This is a genomic window from Gymnodinialimonas sp. (assembly GCF_059726805.1).
The window spans coordinates 1173434-1190390 of record NZ_AP041059.1 but is presented as its reverse complement, the minus strand read 5'-3'; the positions used below and the strand labels follow the sequence as shown (position 1 = coordinate 1190390).

The 16957-nt window shown below is 64.9% G+C and carries 16 protein-coding genes; 5 read left to right on the top strand and 11 right to left on the bottom strand.

From position 1 onward, the window contains the following. Position 1: 1 nt before the first annotated feature. On the bottom strand, positions 2–394 hold the full coding sequence (locus tag AC6I9R_RS05885) for a hypothetical protein (RefSeq protein WP_461427898.1): 393 nt from the start codon (positions 392–394) through the stop codon (positions 2–4). A 73-nt stretch (positions 395–467) separates the two neighbouring features. Here AC6I9R_RS05885 and AC6I9R_RS05880 point away from each other — a divergent pair, with 73 nt between their 5' ends. Continuing rightward, on the top strand, positions 468–1019 hold the full coding sequence (locus AC6I9R_RS05880; RefSeq protein ID WP_461427897.1) for a TetR/AcrR family transcriptional regulator: 552 nt from the start codon (positions 468–470) through the stop codon (positions 1017–1019). On the opposite strand, the gene putA is transcribed toward AC6I9R_RS05880, so the two are convergent. Beyond that, on the bottom strand, positions 999–4406 hold the full coding sequence (gene putA, locus AC6I9R_RS05875) for a bifunctional proline dehydrogenase/L-glutamate gamma-semialdehyde dehydrogenase PutA (protein WP_461427896.1): 3408 nt from the start codon (positions 4404–4406) through the stop codon (positions 999–1001). The genes AC6I9R_RS05880 and putA overlap by 21 nt on opposite strands. A gap of 125 nt (positions 4407–4531) precedes the next feature. On the opposite strand from putA, the gene AC6I9R_RS05870 reads away from it, so the two are divergent. Genes AC6I9R_RS05870 through AC6I9R_RS05860 form a run of 3 tightly spaced genes read left to right on the top strand, consistent with a single transcriptional unit; the run spans position 4532 to position 7129 of the window. After that, a complete protein-coding gene (locus AC6I9R_RS05870; RefSeq protein WP_461427895.1) occupies positions 4532–5011 on the top strand; it encodes an Lrp/AsnC family transcriptional regulator in 480 nt (159 codons plus the stop codon). 60 nt (positions 5012–5071) lie between these two features. Further along, positions 5072–6289, top strand: coding sequence for an NAD(P)/FAD-dependent oxidoreductase (locus AC6I9R_RS05865; protein WP_461427894.1), 1218 nt, complete (start codon positions 5072–5074; stop codon positions 6287–6289). 12 nt (positions 6290–6301) lie between these two features. Further along, positions 6302–7129, top strand: a complete 828-nt coding sequence (locus AC6I9R_RS05860) for an NAD-dependent epimerase/dehydratase family protein (protein ID WP_461427893.1) — start codon at positions 6302–6304, stop codon at positions 7127–7129. Between the two features lie 16 nt (positions 7130–7145). On the opposite strand, the gene AC6I9R_RS05855 is transcribed toward AC6I9R_RS05860, so the two are convergent. From AC6I9R_RS05855 to AC6I9R_RS05825, 7 genes are all read right to left on the bottom strand, one after another. Then, positions 7146–7613, bottom strand: a complete 468-nt coding sequence (locus AC6I9R_RS05855; protein ID WP_461427892.1) for a hypothetical protein — start codon at positions 7611–7613, stop codon at positions 7146–7148. Positions 7614–7790: 177 nt separating this feature from the next. Beyond that, positions 7791–8591: a 2-oxo-hept-4-ene-1,7-dioate hydratase gene (gene hpaH, locus AC6I9R_RS05850; RefSeq protein ID WP_461427891.1), complete on the bottom strand. Its 801-nt coding sequence runs from the start codon at positions 8589–8591 to the stop codon at positions 7791–7793. After that, on the bottom strand, positions 8588–9442 hold the full coding sequence (locus tag AC6I9R_RS05845; RefSeq protein WP_461427890.1) for a fumarylacetoacetate hydrolase family protein: 855 nt from the start codon (positions 9440–9442) through the stop codon (positions 8588–8590). Before AC6I9R_RS05845 ends, hpaH begins: the two co-directional genes overlap by 4 nt. After that, positions 9439–10830, bottom strand: a complete 1392-nt coding sequence (locus AC6I9R_RS05840; RefSeq protein ID WP_461427889.1) for a pyridoxal phosphate-dependent decarboxylase family protein — start codon at positions 10828–10830, stop codon at positions 9439–9441. The genes AC6I9R_RS05845 and AC6I9R_RS05840 overlap by 4 nt, the downstream gene beginning before the upstream one ends. Beyond that, the gene (hpaD, locus tag AC6I9R_RS05835) at positions 10827–11810 is read right to left on the bottom strand and encodes a 3,4-dihydroxyphenylacetate 2,3-dioxygenase (RefSeq protein ID WP_461427888.1); all 984 of its coding nucleotides are present in this window, start codon (positions 11808–11810) and stop codon (positions 10827–10829) included. The genes AC6I9R_RS05840 and hpaD overlap by 4 nt, the downstream gene beginning before the upstream one ends. Further along, positions 11811–13322, bottom strand: coding sequence for a 5-carboxymethyl-2-hydroxymuconate semialdehyde dehydrogenase (hpaE, locus tag AC6I9R_RS05830; RefSeq protein WP_461427887.1), 1512 nt, complete (start codon positions 13320–13322; stop codon positions 11811–11813). It lies immediately after the preceding gene. Next, positions 13319–13708 (bottom strand): 5-carboxymethyl-2-hydroxymuconate Delta-isomerase, encoded by a 390-nt coding sequence (locus tag AC6I9R_RS05825; protein WP_461427886.1) that lies wholly within the window; start codon positions 13706–13708, stop codon positions 13319–13321. Before AC6I9R_RS05825 ends, hpaE begins: the two co-directional genes overlap by 4 nt. A gap of 108 nt (positions 13709–13816) precedes the next feature. On the opposite strand from AC6I9R_RS05825, the gene hpaR reads away from it, so the two are divergent. Further along, positions 13817–14254 carry a homoprotocatechuate degradation operon regulator HpaR gene (hpaR, locus tag AC6I9R_RS05820; RefSeq protein WP_461427885.1) on the top strand — a complete coding sequence of 146 codons (438 nt, stop codon included), beginning with the start codon at positions 13817–13819 and terminating at the stop codon, positions 14252–14254. Here the strand turns inward: hpaR and AC6I9R_RS05815 are convergent. Next, positions 14243–15472, bottom strand: coding sequence for a Tm-1-like ATP-binding domain-containing protein (locus tag AC6I9R_RS05815; RefSeq protein ID WP_461427884.1), 1230 nt, complete (start codon positions 15470–15472; stop codon positions 14243–14245). The two genes, hpaR and AC6I9R_RS05815, sit on opposite strands and share 12 nt — an antisense overlap. Beyond that, a complete protein-coding gene (locus AC6I9R_RS05810; RefSeq protein ID WP_461427883.1) occupies positions 15469–16953 on the bottom strand; it encodes an aldehyde dehydrogenase family protein in 1485 nt (494 codons plus the stop codon). The genes AC6I9R_RS05815 and AC6I9R_RS05810 overlap by 4 nt, the downstream gene beginning before the upstream one ends. Positions 16954–16957: the final 4 nt, after the last annotated feature.

Below are 16957 nucleotides of genomic sequence, written 5' to 3'. Positions count from 1 at the left end.
GCTAGGCCGCCGGACGCTCCTGCAGATAGAGGATCCGCGCCAGCATGGCGAGCAATCCGATCGACGCCGTGGCGATGACGAAGAGGGCCCAGGGCAACAGCGACATCCCGAGGCTGCGTGCCCGATGCACCAGGGCTGCGAAGGAGAGGGAGACCGCCAGCAGCAGGTCAAACCAGACCTGATTGCCCCAGGCATTGCTCGAATGATTGACCCAGACCAGCAGCACGCCCTCCGTCACGATGGTGTAGAGGGTCCAACCGGTAAACAGCGCGCAAAGCACGGCCGGGAAGCGCCAAAGGCCCGGGCGGGCGGGCGCGCTTGCCGTCACGCGGGTGAGCACAAAGATTGCAGTCAGGGCGAATGCAATGGCAGGTAGGATTTGAAAGAGCGTCATTTAAGGCGTGTCCTTGAGAAATGTAGCGAGCGCTACAATACGGATATGTAGCACTCGCTACAACAGGGAACTTATGAGCGATATCAATGCGAAGACACAAAGATGGCTGGAGGCGATGGCCGCCCATGTGTTGGAGCACGGGCTGACGACGGCCTCGCTGCGGCCCTTGGCTAAGGCCGCGGGGACATCGGACCGGATGCTGATTTACCACTTCGGCGACAAGGACGGCGTGATCGCCGCCCTCCTGTCGTATCTGGCCGAGGGCTTTCTGGGCGGGCTTGACGCGGCGATCCCGGAGGGGCGGTTTCCGAGCCGGGGCGCCCTGTTGGGGGCCATCGTGGCCGTCATGCGCAACCCGGTGGCAGCGGGATATGCGCGGATCTGGCTGGATATCGTGGCGGCCTCCGCCCGCGGTGAAGGGGCCTACGCGGCAACCGGCGGCGCGATGATCGACGGTTTCGTGGCCTGGGTGCTGGCGCGCCTGCCTGAGGGCACAACGGACCCCGACACCGCTGCACGCGCGCTTTTGACGGTGCTGGAAGGGGTCATGGTCATGGACGCCGTGGGGCACGGCGACGTCGCAGACGCCGCCATTGCCTGGTTTTCAAGCGACAGCCGCCAGTAGCGCCGCATTGCCGCCCGCGGCGGTGGTATCGATGCAGGTATGACGCTCCTGGATCAGGCGGGGCGTGGGATCGGCCTCGGTGATCAGGGGCAGGATCGGGCCCTCCATCGCCGCCAGGGCCTGCCGGTAGGGGCGCGCCTCCGCCGCCGTGCCCCAATAGATCAACGCATCGAACGGCGGCAGGGACGCCAGCGCCTCTGCCGGAAGGTCTGGCGCAAGGACCGACGCGCAGCCGGTGGCAGTGGCGTATTTGGCCTGTTCCCGGGCGGCCGCCTCTCCGGGGCCTGCGCAGATGACGCGGCCCCTTGGGTGCGTTGTGAGGCGGTTGGTCTCTCCGGTCGGGCCGGGAAGATCGCGCATGGAAAGCGCGCGGTCGGCGGGGGTGGCGACGCGCAGATCGTGGGCGGCGGCGGACACATCGGCGGGGCTGTCCGACACGCCCTGGCCTTGAGCCGCGCGGGTGAAACGGGGCACATAAGACGGCCCGCCCGCCTTGGGACCGGTGCCCGAAAGCCCCTGCCCGCCAAAGGGTTGGCTGCCGACGATGGCCCCGATCTGGTTGCGGTTCACGTAGAGGTTGCCCGCCTTGATCCGCCCGGTCACGTCCGCAATCCGGTCATCGATGCGGGAGTGGATGCCGAAGGTCAGCCCGTAGCCCGTGGCGTTGATCTCATCGATGACCCTGTCCAGATCGCGCGCCTTGAAGGTCGCGATATGAAGGACCGGGCCGAAGATTTCTTGTGCAAGATCCGTGATGGCACTGACGCGGATCGAGGTCGGAGCGATGAAAGTGCCGGTGGTGGGCGCGTCGGTTTGGTACAGCACGCGACCCTCGTCCCGGGCCTGGGCGATATGGGCCGCGATGCCCGCTTGCGCGCGGGTGTCGATGACCGGGCCGATGTCGGTCGCAAGGGGCCAGGCACTGCCAAGGGACAGCTCATCCATGGCGCCGTACAGCGCCGTGAGGAAGGCGGGCGCGATATCCTCTTGCACATAAAGGCACCGCAGCGCCGAGCAGCGTTGCCCGGCCGAGCGGAAGGCGGACATGATCACGTCTTTCACCGCCTGTTCCGGCAAGGCTGTGCTGTCGACGATCATCGCGTTGAGGCCCCCGGTCTCGGCGATGAGCGGCGCGGAGGGGGCCAGGTGATCGGCCATGGCGCGGTGGATGGCCTGGGCCGTCGCGGTGGAACCGGTGAAGGCCACGCCGTCGATTTTAGGATGGCTGGTGAGGGCCGCACCGACGGTCGCGCCTTCGCCGGGGAGGAGTTGCAGGGCCGTGGACGGCACGCCCGCCTCGTGGAGGAGGGCAACGGCGCGGGCGGCGATCAGCGGGGTGGATTCGGCTGGCTTGGCGAGCACGGCGTTGCCCGCAGCGAGCGCCGCCGCGATTTGGCCCGTGAAGATCGCCAGGGGGAAGTTCCAAGGGCTGATGCAGGTGACGCGGCCCCGGGGGGGGTCTTGCAGATCCGCGATCCGGGCGGCGTAATAGCGCAGGAAATCAACGGCTTCGCGTAATTCAGCCTCACAATCAGGGAGGGTTTTTCCGGCTTCGCGGGCCAGCAGAGCGAAGAGTTCGGCCGTGTGCGCCTCGTAGAGGTCGGCGGCGCGGTTGAGGATTTCGGCACGATTTGGATCGTTCCAGAGGGTAGCCTGGGTGATGGCCTTCTCGGCATCCTCTGCGGTGCAGAGGGTCACGTTTCCGACGACGTCCGCCGGATCAGCGGGGTTGGTGATTGGAAGGGTCGCACCGGTGCCCCAGCCCGCCTGCCACGTGGCGGTGCGGAAAGGCGCGCGGGAGGTTTCGAGCGCGGCGAGCGTCACGGGATCGGTCAGGTCGATGCCATGGGAATTGGGACGCTCCGGCGCGTAGAGGGCGGTGGGTTCGGTGACCGGCGTGGCGGGATTTTCAAGCGTGACAAAGGGGTCTTCGGCAACGGCTTCGGGCGGGGTCGCCTCGTCCATGATCTTGTGGACGAAAGAGGAATTCGCGCCGTTTTCCAGCAGGCGGCGGACGAGGTAGGCCAACAGATCCCGGTGCGCGCCGACGGGGGCGTAGATCCGGCAGCGAGAGCCGTTAGAGCGGTGGATCTGATCATGCAGCTCTTCGCCCATGCCGTGAAGCCGTTGGAACTCAAAGGCTTGCGGGTCGTCCGCCATCTCGATCACGGCGGCGACGGTATGGGCGTTGTGGGTGGCGAACTGGGGGTAGAGGCGGTCAGTGCGGTCCAGCAGTTGCCGCGCGCAGCTGAGGTAGGACACATCGGTGGCGGGTTTGGTGGTGAACACCGGGAAGCCCGGCAAGCCAGCGACCTGGGCGCGCTTGATCTCGGTGTCCCAATAGGCGCCCTTCACCAGCCGCACCATCAGGCGGCGGTCATGGGTCTTGGCCAGGGCGTAGAGCCAGTCGATGACCGGGGCCGCGCGCTTGCCGTAGGCCTGCACGACGACGCCGAAACCGTCCCATCCTTGGAGCGAGGCGTCGGCCAGCACCGCCTCGATCACATCGAGCGACAGGTCGAGGCGGTCCGCCTCTTCCGCGTCGATGTTGAAGCCCATTTTCGCGGCCTTCGCAGCTTGTGCGAGGTCCAGCACGCGCGGAACCAGCTCGGCCATCACACGGTCGCGTTGGGCCTCCTCATAGCGCGGGTGCAGGGCCGAGAGCTTGACGGAAATGCCGGGGTTCTCGCGAATGTCGTCGCGGGTCGCGTGCTTGGCCAGATGCGCGATGGAATGGGCGTAGGCGGCGTGGAAGGTGTCGGCCTCCTGAGCCGTGACGGCGGCCTCGCCCAACATGTCATAGCTGAAGGTATAGCCCTGGGCCGCGCGGTCACGGCCGCGTTTGACGGCCTCGGCGATCGTCTCGCCCAGGACGAACTGGTTGCCCATCTCCTTCATCGCGCGGCGGGTGGCTTTGCGGATCACCGGCTCTCCCAACCGTTTGACGGCGCCTTTCAGCGTGCCCGCGATGCCTGCGGTGTCTTCGTCCGAGAGCACCGCGCCGGTCAGCATCAGCGCCAGCGTGGAGGCATTCACCAGGCCGGACTTCGACTTGCCCCGATGGCTGGACCACTGGGCGGGCACGATCTTGTCTTCGATCAGCGCATCAACGGTCGCGTCGTCAGGCACGCGCAACAGCGCTTCGGCCAGACGCATGAGGGCCAGGCCTTCGGCGGTCGACAGGCCGTATTCGGCCAGGAAGACCTCCATCAATCCGCCGCGATCCTGGGCGCGGATGTCGGAGACCAGGCGGGTGGCGCGGGCGCTTGCGGCTTTGCGGGTCGCGGTATCGATGGGATGGGCGGCACGCAGACGCGCGAGGGCGCGGGCGTCGTCTTCGTGATAAGCGGCAGCGATGGCAGAGCGGAGGGTGGCGAGGTTGGACATGGCGGAGGCTCCGGCACGAGGGGGAAATGACGCCCTCATTATAGCAGATGCGAGGAGGGCAAGTTGCCCGAGGAGGGGCTGCATGCTATGGAAATGGCCTGAAATTTGACCGGAAAGATCAACTTATGCCTTTGAACCTGCCCAGGGACAGTTCACTTGACCCAGCCGATCTGCGAATCCTGAACGTTCTGGCCAGTGACGGACGCATTCCGGTGACCGAGCTGGCGAGCCGTGTGGGCCTGTCCAAGACGCCCTGCCAAACGCGGATGAAGCGCCTGCAGGAACAGGGGTATATCCAGGGGTTTCGCGCCGTTCTGGACCCCGCGCGCCTGGGCCTGGCCCATGTGGCCTTCGTCGAGGTCCGCCTGAGCGATACCCGCGAGCCCGCCCTGCGCGCGTTCAACGAGGCCGCCCGCGCCGTCGCCGAGATCGAACAATGCCATATGATCGCGGGCGCGTTCGACTACCTGCTCAAAGTCCGCTCGACCGATATCACCGATTATCGCCGGGTGTTGGGCGAGGTCATCAGCCGCCTGCCCCATGTCGCCGCGACGTCGACCCATGTCTCGATGGAGGCGGTGAAGGACGAAAACGCGCTGGCCTAGGTCACAGAGCTTGCCTTCGTCTCCGGCTCGGGTAAGCGTTCTCAAAAAGGGGGACGTGCCATGGCCAAACTGACATTCGATACCGTGCCCACACGTGCCAGCTACGACGTGGTGATTGTCGGCGGCGCGATCATGGGGTCCTCCACCGCGTGGTTCCTCACCGACAACCCGGATTTCGACGGCACCGTCTTGGTGGTGGAACGGGATCCGTCCTACGAATGGTGCTCTACCGCGCATACGAATTCCTGCATGCGGCAGCAATTCTCGACCGAGTTGAACATCCGCATCAGCCAGTTTGCCGCCGACTTCGTCAGCAACGCCCGCGATTATATGGGCGGGGACGAGCGGATCCCTGATCTGCCGATCCATTCCTACGGCTACCTCTATCTGGCCGACAGCGAAGCCTTTGCCGGCACCCTGCGCGATAACCAGAAAATTCAGGCCGCCGCCGGGGCCGCGACGCGGTTGCTGACGGCGGATGAGATCAAGGCGGCCTACCCGTTTTACAATGTGGACGACATCCTGTTGGGGTCGATCAACACGGTGAACGAAGGCTATTTCGATGGCGCGACCCTGTTTGATTGGTGGAAACGCCAGGCACGCGAGCGGGGCGTTGAATACGTCGCCAATGAAGTGGTGGAGATGACCCGGGGGCCTGCAGGGATCACCGCGGTCACGTTGAAATCGGGCGAGGTTGTGGGCTGTGGCCAGGTCGTCAACGCCTCGGGCCCGCGCGCGGCGGTCACGGCGCGGATGGCGGGGTTGGACCTGCCGGTGGAGCCGCGCAAACGCTTCACCTGGATCTTCAAGGCGGAAACGCCCCTGGACCGCCCCCTGCCCCTGACCATCGACCCCTCGGGCGTGCATGTGCGCGACAACGGCGGCGGCACCTATCTGGCGGGCGGGCACCCGGACCATGATCCAAGCGTCGCTTTTGATGACTTCTCCATGGATCACGCCTTTTGGGAAAGCCACGTCTGGCCCCTGATCGCCACCCGCATCCCGGCGTTCGAGGCGATCCGCGTGCAATCGGAATGGGCCGGGCATTATGCCTACAACACGTTGGATCAGAACGCGATTATCGGGCCGCACCCGGATGTGCCGAACTTCGTGTTCCTCAACGGCTTTTCCGGCCACGGGCTGCAGCAATCCCCCGCCATGGGCCGAGCCTGCGCCGAATGGCTGACCCATGGCGCGTTCCGAACCCTCGACATGAGCCCCTTTTCCGTCAACCGGATCGCGCAGGACGCGCCGGTTCTTGAGACTGCCGTAATCTGAAAGGCCCCTGATATGCTGAAGAAAATTGTACTGACCGGGGCGGCTGGCCGCTGTGGCTCTCTCCTGCGGCCCGCGCTGGCGGCGATGTGTGAAGAGCTTGTCAGCTCGGACATTGCCGACAGCGTCGATGCCCTGGCGGCGAATGAGAGCTATGTGAAAGCCGATCTGGCCGACTACGCTGCAATTGCGGCGATGATGGACGGGGTAGAGATGGTGGTGCATTTCGGTGCCATCGTCGATGAGGGTCCGTTTGAGGAGCTGCTGGGTCCGAACTTCGTGGGCTCGTACAACGTATGGGAAAGCGCCCAGAAGGCCGGGGCCCGACGCATCGTCTATGCCTCTTCGATCCACGCCGTCGGCATGCATCCCCGCCAATCTTATATAGGAATTGACGCAGAGCACCGCCCCGATACCTTTTACGGGCTGGCGAAGTGTTTCACCGAAGACCTGGGCCGGATGTACTGGGAGAAACGCGGGATCGAAAGCGTCCACCTGCGCATCCTGTCGTGTGCGCCGGTGAAGAACGCCCGCGCCTTGGGCACCTGGTTGAGCGATGGCGATCTGGTGCGGCTGGTGCAGCGGGCCATCGACACGCCCACAACCGGCTTTGCGGTGATCTACGGCGTCTCGGACAATGACCGCAGCCCGGTGGACAATGCCAAGGCTGCGTTTCTGGGCTACAAACCGCAGGACAACGCCGAGCAATTCGCCGAGGAGATTTTGGCAAGCGAAGGCGCAGGGGACCCGACGGACCTCGCACAGATGGTCCACGGCGGACCGTTCGGGACCGTCGCTTTGGGCAAGGGAGGCGCCGCAGCCGCCGCGAAGGGCGACGACTAGGGTTTATTGGTGGGCGTTATTGGGCGGCCGTCGCCGAGTTGGGGCCTTGGTCAAAGCCGCGCAGGGTCTTGGAGGGTAGCGACACCGTCTCTTCCACAAACTGGCTGAGCGCGATGCGCCAATGGCCTTCATGCAGGCGCAGGGTGCTCATGCCGCAATAGGCCTCGATCACGCGGCCCTCGGCGTCGACCAACCGGGTGTCATGGACACCGCGGATCGTCTCGGGCCCGTCGAACTGCGCAACGCTACAGGTGCGCAGCATGCGCGTGGCGCCGATCTCTTGCAGGCCCTGCTGCACTTTGTCGAAGGCCAGTTTCAAGGCCTCGGGCGTATCCATCGACTTGCGACCTTCAAAGGTCTCAAGGACCGAGGGGACCTGGAAAAAGGGCTGGTAGCGGTTGAAGTCCTGGAGGTTTACGGCGTCTCCGGTCGCGTCCAGCAGCGACTGGTAGATCTTGAAGGCGAGGTCGTCAGAAAGGGTCACGTCCGCTCCGTACCACGGCTCGTCGCCGAGTCGTAATGTTAGCAATTGAAACGGTTTAGGCGAAACGGTCTACGCCTGTATACAGGAAATTCGGGTCTGGCGGCTGATTGAGCGAAGCTTTGCCGTCTGGATTGGCGCGTAGGAGAATGGCCGATCCACTTGGCCGTTGACCTCACGTCAGTCAAAGCTCAGATCGACATGGCCGAAGGGGCCGAAATCTGAGTGGATGCGGGTGCCAGGCGGGCATTCCACCGGGCGGATGAAACTGCCCGACAGGATGATCTGCCCCGCCGTGATGCTTTGCCCATATTGCGCCATGCGCCGCGCCAGCCAGACGACGCTTTCCACCGGATCGTTGAGCACACCTGCCCCCAGCCCGGTTTCCTCCACCACGCCGTTGCGAAGCGTGATCGCCCCCACCCAGCGCAGGTCGAAGGCCTCGGGCGCGTGGCGCGCGCGGCCCAGAACCACGCCCGCGTTGGCGGCGTTGTCGCTGATAGTGTCGAAAACGCTGCGAGTCTGGCCGGTGGCCGCGTCGACGCGGGTGATCCGGGTATCGAGGATCTCCAGCGAGGGCGCGACGTAATCAGTCGCGGCCAGCACATCGTCGCGGATCACGTCGGCACCGCCGAGGGGTGCTTTCATGACGAAGGCGATCTCTGCCTCGATCCGGGGCTGGATGAAGCGGCCTTTGGGCACCGTCGCGCCATCGTCAAAGGCCATGTCATCAAAGAGGATCCCGCTGTCGGGAATGTCGATGTTGAGCGCGCTTTGCATCGCCCGCGAGGTCAGGCCAATCTTCCAGCCGATCACGCGCCGTCCTTGGGCCTGCTTTGCCACCGCGATCGCCTTCTGCACCGCATAGGCGTCGTCCATCCCCATCTCGGGGTGGCGGAGGGTCAGAAGGCCGATCTGCTGACCCGTGGCCTCGGCCTGCAACAGATCTTCGGCGGCGCGGGCGTGGTCTTCAGGGGTCATAGCACCTCATCCGCAACGGTGTTGCGCAACGTGCCGATGGTGTTGACCTCTACTTCTACAAGATCTCCGGGGGTCAGAAAGCGCGGGGGATCGAGGCGCGCGCCCGCGCCTGTGGGCGTGCCGGTGACGATGACGTCGCCTGGCTGGAGGGTCATGAAAGTGGAGATGTATTCGATCTGACGCCGGATCGGATGCATCATTCGGTTCAGCGTGTCGTCCTGGCGGACCTCTCCATTCACGCGGGTGATGATGCGGGCATCATCAAGCTGGCCCGGGTCGGTGAAGGGCACCAGCCAGGGGCCAAGCGCTGCCGAGCGGTCCCAGTTTTTACCTTGCGTGACGTTGAACTTCGCATGCCGCACCCAGTCGCGGATCGTGCCTTCGTTGCAGATCGTCAGGGCCGCGATGTGGTCGTAGGCATCGGCTTGGGCAATGCGGCGCCCGGGTTTACCGATGACCACGGCGACCTCGCCCTCGTAATCCAGTTGCGGGCTTTCCGGCGGGCGGATCAGCGGTTGGTCGTGGCCGGTGAAACCGGAGGCAAAGCGCGGAAACAGCGACATATACTTGGGTGTGTCGCTGCCGTCTTTGTACTCCGCGTTGCGGTCGGGGAAGTTGACGCCAACGCAAAGGATCCGCTGCGCGTCGGGCAGCACCATGTCGTAGGTGAACTGCGTATGGGTGACGGATTTGCCCCGCGCCAGATCGGCCAACTGGTCGAACGTGCCTGCGACGATCACCTCGCGCAGGGTCCGCCATTGCGGCAGATCGGGGCTGAGCGCGATCATGCCCTCGTCGGTGACGGCGCCGTAATAGGGTTGCCCGTGGGCGATGTAACTTGCGTATTTCATAGGCTTTTCCAGACCTCGTCTATCACATCGCGCGCCATCATCACATCATCGCGGGTGCAGTCGAATTGCCCGACCTGAAAGCGGATCACCTTGCGGCCCTGGAACGCGCCCTGGGTCAGGTAGATGCGGCCATCATCATTGAGCGCGTCGACTAGGCGCTGCTGGTCGTCGTCGCTGCCGGGGCAGCGAAAGGAAAACAGGCTGAGGATCGGCTCGGACGTGATCTCGAACCCTGCGTCGCGCAGCGCCCCGGCGAGTTCTCCGGCCCAGGCCACGTGATTGCGGATGCGGCTGCGCAGGCCGTCGAGGCCGTAGGACCGGATCAGGAACCAGAGCTTCAGCGCCCGAAAACGACGCCCGAGGGGGATCGTCCATTCGGAATAGTTCGTGACCGCATCGCCTGAGGTCTTCAGATACTCGGGCTCGATCTTCAGGGTGTTGAGCTGCGGAGTGGGGTCACGCAGGAACTGGACCGAGCAATCGAACTGCGCACCGAGCCATTTGTGCGGGTTGAAAACGATGGAGTCGTAGCCCGCGACACCGTCCCAGAACGCGGCATGAAACTCGGGGCAGATCATCGCCGCCCCGGCCCAAGCGGCATCGAGGTGAGTGTAGAGGTCGTGTTCTTTCGCCACGGCGAGGATGGGGCCGAGGTCATCTGAGGCGCCCACCCCGGTGCCGCCGGTGATGGCGATGATGCCCGCAGGGGTGTGGCCCGCTGCGATGTCGGCGGTAATGGCGGCGCGCAAAGCGTCCACATCCATGGCAAAGCGCGGGCCTTTGGTGGGCAGTTTGATCAGGTTGTCCTGCCCGATGCCGGCGACCCAGGCGGCTCGGTCGATGGAGGAATGCACCTCTTCCGAGCAATAGACGCGCAGGTGCCCCTTGCCGCCCAGACCCTCACGGTTGCCGGTGTAGCCCGTCGCCCGCTCGCGCATGGTCAGCACGGCAGAAAGCGTGGCCGAGGACGCGCTGTCCTGGATGACGCCGGTGTAAGGCGCTGGTAAATCAAGGGCTTGGCGGAGCCAATCCACCATGACGCCTTCGAACTCGGTCGCGGCGGGGGAGGTCTGCCACAGCATGCATTGGGCGGCGACGGTATTGACCAACTGCTCAGCCAGCATGGAGGGCGGAGCGGCGTTGGAGGCGAAATAGGCGAAGAAGCGCGGGTGTTGCCAATGGGTCATGCCGGGCATCACGATAGCGTCGAAATCGGCCATGATAGCGTCCATCGCCTCGGGCGCATCGGGCGGCGCGGCGGGCAGTTGCGCGGCGATGGCACCTGGGGCTGTCTGCGCCCGCACCGGGCGGTCGCGCAGGGATTTGTGATACTCCGCGCCCCAATCGGCGATGTGGCGGCCCCATTGGGCGTAGTCATCCCAGTTCATGGCGCGACAATCGGGCTGGCGGCGATGTCGCTGTCCTGGGTCGCCACGCCCACGAAGGGCGAGCCGTGCTTGAACCACGATTCTGGCGCGGGCGCCCCCCAGAGGGTCTGGCGCTGGGGATCTTGCAGATCCCACTTGATCGGCTCCAGATCTGGGTCAACCGTTTGATAATCCGAGCAATAGATCTCTGTCCGGTGACCGTCAGGGTCGAGGATATAGAGGAAGAACGCGTTGGAGATGCCGTGCCGCCCCGGTCCCCGTTCGATGTTGCCGACGTAGCCCGTGGTGGCCATCAGGTCGAGCAGATCGATGATGTTGAGCGGCGTGGGCACCCAGAAGGCGACGTGGTGCAGGCGCGGCCCGGTGCCATTGGTGAACGCCATGTCGTGGACGCCGCCCTTGCGGTGCAGCCAGGCGGCCCACAGGCGGCCGCTGTCCGCGTCCTCGGTATATTCCGTCACGCGGAAGCCGAAGTCTGAATAGAAGGCCGCCGAGGCATCGACGTTGTGGGAGAAGCAGTTGAAGTGGTCGATGCGGAGCGGTTTGACACCCTTGTAGAGCGCGTAGTGCTGGTGGATCGGCGCGAGGCGGTCCATTTTGTGGTAGAATTCCAAGGGGATGCCCATGTTGTCCGAGGTCAGCAGGGTGCGGCCCTGATAGGGGCGGTCGACCCAAGACGTCGGGCGCCCCAGGGCCTGGAAATAGGCCTGCGCGCGGTCCAGATCGGCGTCATCGAAAGTCTTGAACCCCAGGACTTCCACCGTGCCGGGCTGGTCAGAGGCTTGCAGGATAACGCAATGATGCCCCCGCTCTTCCATGGCGCGGAGGTAGACGTGGCTTGGCGTCTCATCCGTGATCTGAAGGCCAAGGGTGTCGGCATAGAACGCCTTGGAGGCCGCGAGATCAGAGACGTTCAGGCAGACGTGGCTGAGGCGAATGGTGTTGAAATCGGGGTAAAGGTTGGGGGCGGGGACGGGCATCTACAGCGCTCCTAACTTGGTGATTTTGTGGGGGCCGAGCGCGAAGCCCACGTGCTTTTGTTCCATGTAGAACTCGAACGACCAATCGCCGCCGTCGCGCCCGATGCCGCTGTTTTTCACGCCGCCAAAAGGCGTTGGCAGGTGACGGACGTTCTCGGAATTTACCCAGATCATGCCTGCCTCAAGTTGCTCGGTGAACCGCAGGGCGCGGGTCAAATCGTTGGTCCAGACATAGCCGGTCAGGCCATAGGGCGTGTCGTTGGCGATCTGCAGCGCTTCGTCTTCGGTGGTGAATGGGATGGAGGTGAGGACGGGGCCGAATATCTCTTCCCGGGCGATGCGCATGTCGTTGGTGGCCCCGGTGAAGAGGGTTGGTTTCACGAAGTATCCGGTGTCGCCGATGGCCTCGCCCCCCGCCGCGATGGTGGCGCCGTCATCGCGAGCGATGTCGAAATAGCTGGTGACCTTGGCGAAGTGTTCTTCGCTGATCAGGGGGCCGATTTCGGTGGCGGGGTCGAGGGGGTGGCCAACCTTGATGTTGTTGACGCGCGCGGTGAGTTTGGCCTCGAACGCCTCACGGATGCTTTCATGTATAAGAAGGCGCGAGGACGAGGTGCAGCGTTCCCCGTTGATCGAATAGATCATGAAAATGACCGCATCGAGCGCGCGGTCCAGATCGGCGTCGTCAAAGACGATGACGGGGTTCTTGCCGCCCAACTCCAGGTGATTGCGCTTCAACGTATCAGCGCCTTGCTTAGTGATCAGCGAGCCCGTCTTCGACTCCCCCACAAAGGCAATCGCGCGGATCATGGGGTGTTCACAGAGCGCTTTGCCCGCGCCCTCGCCGAACCCGTTGACGGTGTTGAGCACGCCGGGCGGCAGGCCCGCTTCCTCGGCGATTTCCACCAACAGGCGCGCGGTCAGGGGCGAGGCTTCAGCCGGTTTGTGGACGACCGTGCAGCCCGCCGCGAGGGCCGGCGCGATCTTCCAGGTCGACAGCATGAACGGCGTGTTCCAAGGGGTGATCACGCCCACGGGGCCGATCGGCACGCGGGAGGTCACGTTCATCAGGGTAGGCGATTTGAGGTGCTGGCCGTCGCGGGCCTGGACGACCTGATCGGCGAAATAGCGGAAGTTTTCCGCGCCGCGCAGGGCGGCTTTGGACATGAACTTGAAGGCCTGGCCCGTGTCCCAGCATTCGCACAGGGCGATTTCTTCGGCCCGTGCTTCGATCCCTTCGGCGATGCGGATCAGGATGCGCTTACGTTCCGTCGCGGGAAGGTCGCGCCAGGGGGCGAATGCCGCGTGGGCGGCCTGGGCGGCGGCGTCGATATCCGCCGCCGCGCCGTGGGCCACGTCGCAAATGACGCTCTTGTCGATCGGAGAGATGGTCTGAAACACACCCCCTGCCCCGGCAACATCCGCGCCCGCGATGCGGTTGAGGATACCTGTGTCGCGGAACCGCGCCAGGTAGCCGTCCAGTTTGGCCAGGTTCTCGTCCAGCTTGTTCATGCGGGATCCTCCAGATGGTCGCGGATGGTGCCTGTCTTCGGCGACAGAGCGGCGTCGATGTCGCGCATCTCGGCAGAGAGGGCGATGGAATGGGTCGCCATAGCCTCGGACAGGCAGGCCTTGGCGGCCTCGAAAATGCGGGTGATGGCGTCTTGTTTCACATCGTCCGGCCGACCCGCGCGCAGGCGGACCGAGATATCGACAAAGCCGTGCTTGGGGTTGCCGTCGGCGATGGCATAATGGTCCACGCGGGTCGCGCGGACGCGGATGCCGGGCGTGGGGAAGGCCGCGATTGCAGCGGCCTCGGCCCGGATCGCCTCGCAGAGGGCGGCCATATCCACGGTGTCTTCCAGGTTGGCCGAATAGTCGATGTGAAAGTGGGGCATGGGACCCTTAACATGTTAATTGTTGCGAAGTTAAGTAAATCTGCCTTGTATTGTCAAGCCTGACTTGGCAGCACGGGGAGGACCAATCGCACTATGCCCGAGCCCCCCATGTCCCGCAAATTCCCCCCGACCGCGCGCTCTTTGCCGATGGCGCTGATCCGCGCGCGCGAGGGGGTGATGGCCCCGATCCGCGATATGCTGTCGGAGACCGGGATTACTGAACAGCAGTGGCGGGTGCTGCGGGTGTTGTCCGAAAATGGCCCGCTGGATGCGACCTCGCTCGCCGACCGCGCCAGTCTGCTTTTCCCAAGCCTCACCCGGATCGCCACCAAGATGCGCGAGAAGGGGTTGATCACCCAGACGAGGGATGAGGTCGACCGCCGCCGACACTTCATCGAGATCACCGCCGCCGGCCAGAAGATCATCGACGACCGCGCCGAGCAATCGGCTCGGATCGTGGCCGATATTCGCGCGTCGCTGGGGGATGAGGACTATGAGACGCTGCTGGATCTGCTGGCGAAACTGGACCCCGGGTCACGGGACTAACCCCTCAGCCCGCCAGGCATCAAAAATCGCCAGCGCGGTGTCGGCGAAGAGCGCGTCGTTGATGTGGGCGTCGACGGGGTGGGCTTGCACGTTGGCGGGCAGCGCCCCCGAGAGTTCCGCCAGAAACGCATCAAGGCCCGCCTGATCATGCAGATCCGCGCCGACGCGGTCCCATTCGCCGAGGCCGTGGCGGGGCAGAATCATGGCCGTGGGCCCGGTAGCCTTGGCCAGTTGCACGGCATGGGCGCGGGCGACCGCGCGCCGCTCGTCCGTGTTGAGAACGATGGAGGTCAGCAGGCGGTTGTGCGCGTGGCTGAGGTGATGAGCCCACTTTTCAGGGATCGGCTGCCAGCCCACGATATCCACGAGGTCATAACACCCCGGCGCCACGATCTGCGGCGTGCCATGGGTCCCTGCACCGGTCAGCCTATCGGCCCCGGCCGAGATGTTGGAGCCGTGGATGTGGTTGCCAAGCTCTTGCGTGCAGAAGTCAAACACGCAGGCAAAGGCCCCTTGGGCGGCAAGGCTTTCAAACGCACGCCCGCCCATGCCGGTGGCGTGGAACACGGCGACCTCATAGCCACGCTCTTCCAGCGCGGGTTTCAGGGGGATGACGTATTTCAGCGCCGAGGTGCCAAGCGACATCATTCCGATCAGCGGCCTTGAAGGGTCCGGCATTTGCACCGCGCGGGCGGCGCCAAGGACCGCGCCAGCGGCCTGGGACAGCGAGGCCTTGCAGACCGAGTTCAATCCATAAAGACCGCCCGCCCAGAGGATCATCTGGGTGTCCGCCGCGATCCGCTCGGGCGGGATCAGGGGGGAGAAGGACACGGTTGAGACGATGTATTTCGGCACACCCAAGGGCAGCGCCGAGCAGACATCGAGCGCCAGGTCGGTCCCCATGGTGCCGCCAAGCACGACCATGCCGTCAAAGCGCCCCTCGGCGTAGAGCCGCGCCACCAAAAGCGACGCGCCGTGGGCCATGATCTGCATCGCCTTGTTCTCATCGCCCGAGGCTATGGCGGCCTCAATGCTGCTGCCGCCCTCCTCCGCCACATCATGCTTGGACAGATCGCAGGGCGCGGACGGCGCGCCCAGGACGGACACATCCATGCTGAGCACCTTGCCCCCCTGCCCCCGGATCACGTCGGACAGGAACCCCAATTCCGCATCCTTGGTGTCATAGGTGCCGATCACGAGAATGGTTTTGTCGGTCATAGTTTGATCCACGCCGTCTTGAGGTTGATGTATTTATCCAGGGCGTGCAGGGACTTATCGGACCCGTTGCCCGATTGCCCGACGCCACCCAGGGGCACGGTGCCGTCGGCGCCGCCATAGGTGTTCACATGCATGACGCCCGTGCGGATGTCGCGGACCATGCGGTGGGCGCGGCCGAGGTTTGAGGTCCAGACCGCGCCCGCCAGCCCGTAGACCGTTGAATTGGCGATGCGCACGGCCTCGTCATCCGTCTCAAACGGGGTGACGCCGAGGATGGGGCCAAAGACTTCCTTCTGCGAAAGGGTCGCATCGGGGGTGACGTCGGTGACGATCGTGGGGGCCATGAAACTGCCGCCGGTGTCTTCCAGCACGCGGGTGCCGCCCGTGACGATGGTGCCGCCTTCACCGCGCGCGGTATCCACGAACGCCAGGTTCTGGGCCAGTTGCGCTTCCGAGTTCACCGCGCCGATCTGGGTGGCAAGGCTCAGCGGGTCACCGACGCGCATCGCCTCGGTCGCACGGGTGACAGCGGCAACGAAGTCGTCGTGGATTGACGCCTCGACCAACAGCCTGGAGCCCGCGACGCAGACCTGGCCCGCGTTGCGGAAGATGCCCGCGGCGGCGACCTTGGCGGCCTCCTCCAAATCGGGCGCATCGGCGAAGATCACGTTGGGGGACTTGCCGCCCAACTCCAGATAGACGCGTTTGAGGTTGGACCGGGCGGCGTATTCCAGTAGCCGCCGCCCCGTCCCGCCGGAGCCGGTGAAGACCAGCACATCGACGTCCATGGAGAGGCCCATCGCCTCGCCTACCACAGCGCCTTCGCCGGTCACCGCGTTCAGCACGCCGGGCGGCAATCCCGCCTCTAACGCCAGATCGGCCATGCGCATCAGCGAGAGGGACGCGGTTTCGGCGGGCTTCAGCACCACGGAATTGCCCATGGCCAAGGCAGGCCCGAGCTTCCACGCGCCGATCATCAGCGGGAAGTTCCAGGGGATGATCGCGCCCACGACGCCCACGGGTTCTTTGTGGATCAGGCCCAGAGTGCCTGGGTCGGTGGGGGCAATTTCGCCATACACCTTGTCGAGCGCCTCGGCGTAGTAGCGGATGGTGGCGGCGGCCGATCCCGGCTCGGCCTTGAGCGCCATGGAGATTTCCGTGCCATTGTCGCGGACGCCCAAGACGGCCAGCTCTAGCGCGTTGGCCTCGATCAGGTCGGCCCATTTGTGCAAGACCTTTTTGCGCGCGGCAGGGGGCTGGCCCGCCCATCGCTTGTCGTCGAATGCGGCGCGGGCCGAGGCGATTGCCGCCTCCATATCCCGGGCGGTGCCCCGCGCAACGGTGGTGAGGCGTTCGCCGTTCAGGGGCGACGTAATGTCCATCGTGGCCCCGTCCGACGCGGGCACGTTTTGCCCATCGATCAGATGGCCTAATGGGGCGACAGGAAGCGCGCGCAGGGCGTCGATGCTGGCTTGATCCATGATG